The 3262-nt window shown below is 70.1% G+C and carries 1 protein-coding gene; it reads left to right on the forward strand.

The window, feature by feature from the left end; translation table 11 throughout:
• On the forward strand, window positions 1-3262 hold a 3262-nt coding region (locus A5652_RS09465; protein ID WP_156745241.1), incomplete at both ends, for a condensation domain-containing protein.

The following is a 3262-nucleotide window of genomic DNA, read 5'->3' on the forward strand; positions in this document are numbered from 1 at the left end:
ACTTTTCGGTGTGGGAGATCTGGGCTGCGTTGCTCGGCGGGGGACGGGTGGTGGTGGTGCCCGAAGAGGTCACCGGCGCCCCGCAGGATTTTCACGACCTGTTGGTCGCTGAGGGGGTCACTGTGTTGACCCAGACTCCCTCGGCGGTGGCCGCGCTGTCCCCGCAGGGCTTGGAGTCGGTTGCGCTGCTGCTCGGTGGGGAGGCCTGCCCGCCGGAGGTGATCGAGCAGTGGGCGCCGGGGCGGGTGGTGATCAACGCCTACGGCCCTACCGAGGCCACGGTGTATGCGGCGATGAGCGCCCCGCTGCGCCCGGGGTCGGCGGGGGTGCCGATTGGGTCACCAGTGACCGGGGCGGCGTTGTTCGTGCTGGATGGCTGGTTGCGCCCGGTGCCGGTCGGGGTGATCGGGGAGTTGTATGTGGCCGGCGCCGGGGTGGGGGTGGGTTATGTGGGCCGGGCCGGGTTGACCGGGTCCCGGTTTGTGGCCTGCCCCTTCGCCGGGGCACCCGGACAGCGCATGTATCGGACCGGGGATCTGGTGTGCTGGCGCACCGATGGGCAGCTGGCCTATCTGGGCCGCGCTGATGAGCAGGTCAAGATCCGCGGCTATCGCATCGAGCTCGGCGAGGTTCAGGCCGCCCTGGCCGGGTTGGTTGGGGTGGATCAGGCGGTGGTGATCGCCCGCGAGGACCAGCCCGGCGTCAAACGCCTGGTCGGCTATATCACCGGCACCGCCGACCCGGCCCAGATTCGTGCACAGCTGGGCGAACGGTTGCCGGCCTACATGGTCCCGGCCGCGGTCCTGGCCCTGCCGGCGTTGCCGTTGACGCCCAACGGCAAACTCGACACCCGCGCGCTGCCCGCCCCGGACTACACCGCCGCCGGGCGCTACCGCGCCCCGGCCAGCGCGGTCGAGGAGATGCTGGCCGACATTTACGCCGACGTGCTCGGGTTGGAGCGGGTCGGGGTGGATGACTCGTTCTTTGAGCTCGGTGGGGACAGCATCGCCTCGATGCAGGTAGTGGCCCGGGCCCGGGCGGCCGGGCTGATGTGTCGACCGCGGGATGTGTTCGTCGAGCAAAGTGTGGCCCGGCTGGCCCGGGTGGCCGTACCCGCCCAGGCGGAGGTGGTCGAGGAGGGCATCGGGGAGGTACCGCTGACCCCGATCATGGGCTGGCTGGCCAGCCTGGACGGCCCGACCGACCAGTTCAACCAGACCCTGGTGCTGCAAGCCCCCACCGCGGTGACCCAAGACGACGTGGTGGCCTTGGTGCAGGCGCTGCTGGATCGCCACGCCATGCTGCGCGCCCACCTCCATACCGACGCCGCCGGCTGGTCCTTGGCGGTGCCCGAACCCGGGGCCATCGACGCCGGCCACCGGGTGCACAGCACCGAGGTGATCTCCGAACAAGCCCTGATCGGGGCGCGGGCACGGCTGGACCCGGCCGCCGGGGTGATGCTGGCAGCGGTATGGGCCCCCGCCACCAACCAACTAGCGCTGATCATTCACCACCTGGTCATCGACGCGGTGTCCTGGCGGGTCCTGCTCGATGACCTCAACACCGCCTGGACCCAACACCGGGCCGGCCAACCTGTCGCACTGCCCATCCAGGGCACCTCGTTTCAACGGTGGGCCCAGGTTTTGGGCGACTACGCCCGGCGCCCCGAGGTGATCGAGTGCGCCGACGCCTGGAAACAGGTGGCCAGCGCCGCGGCAGACTTCCCCGCCCCCCACCCCGCCCGCGACACCTACGCCACCGCGGGACATCTGTCGGTGTCGCTCGATCCCGACACCACCCGGCGCCTGCTCGGCGAGGTCCCCGCGGCGTTTCACACCGGCATCCATGACATCCTGCTGATCGCCTTGGGCATGGCAGTAGCGCAATTCGTCGGCAACGGCGCCGCCCCGATCGCGATCGACGTCGAAGGCCACGGCCGCCACGACGACCTCGACGCGCAGATCGACCTGTCCCACACGGTGGGCTGGTTCACCACCAAATACCCGGTGTCGTTGAGTGTGGGCAGGGCGCTGCGCTGGGCCCAGGTCGTGGCCGGCGATGCCGGGCTGGGTGCACTGGTCAAACACGCCAAAGAACAACTACGCGCCCTGCCCCACCCGTTGAGCTACGGGGTCTTGCGCTACCTGAACCCCGACGTGGACCTCGACCAACCCGACCCCCGGCTGGGATTCAACTACCTAGGCCGCCTTGGCGCCCCCACCGGCGACGAACACCCCGATCTGTGGCGCCTGGATCAACACGGCGCCGCCGCGCTCGGGGTCGCCGCGGCGGTGCCCATGCCGCTGGGCCACGCCCTGGAACTCAACGCCGGCACCCTCGACACCGCGGACGGCCCCCAACTACACGCCAACTGGATCTGGGCGCCCTCCGCACTCGACCACACCGCGGTCAACGAATTGAGCCGGTTGTGGTTCGAGGCGTTGAGCGGTATCTGCGCACATGTGCACGCCGGTGGCGGCGGGCTGACCCCCTCCGATATCGCCCCGGCCCGGCTTAGCCAGGCCGACATCGACGACCTGTGCCGCCACCACCAGGTCGCCGATATCTTGCCGCTGACACCGCTGCAACAAGGCCTGCTCTTCCACGCCAACAGCGCTCAGGGCAGCGACCCAGACACCTACGCGATGCAGCTCGACATCGCCATCACGGGCACCCTGGACGCCCACCGACTCCGCGCTGCGGTGCACACCGTCATCACCCGCCACCCCCACCTGGCCGCCCGATTTGCCACCCGATTCGACCCTCCCGTGCAAATCGTCCCCACCAATCCGGAAGCGGCATGGCGCTATCTCCAGCTCGACAACGACAGCGATGGCGACACGGAGGAGCGGATCGCGCAGTTGTGTGCCGCTGAGCGCGCCGCGGTCAGCGATCTGGCCCATCCCCCAGCGTTTCGGGTGGCGCTGATCCGCACCGCCCCCCTCCGGCACCGGTGCCTGCTGACCTTCCATCACATCGTCATCGACGGGTGGTCACTGCCCATCCTGCTGGGCGACCTCTTCGCCAGCTACCACCAGCACCCCCTGCCCGCCCCGGTCTCCTACCGCCGGTTCATCCACTGGCTCGCCGAGCGTGACCACGATGCCGCCCGCACCGCCTGGGCCCAAGTGCTGGCCGGATTCGACACCCCCACCCTGATCGGACCCCGCGGTCGGGGGCAGCCCGGCCCGCGCCACACCACCTCCTACCGTCTGCCCGAACACACCACCACCGCCATCCACGACCTGGCCCGCGCCCACCC

This window comes from Mycobacterium sp. 1165178.9 (assembly GCF_001673555.1).
Lineage (GTDB): Bacteria > Actinomycetota > Actinomycetes > Mycobacteriales > Mycobacteriaceae > Mycobacterium.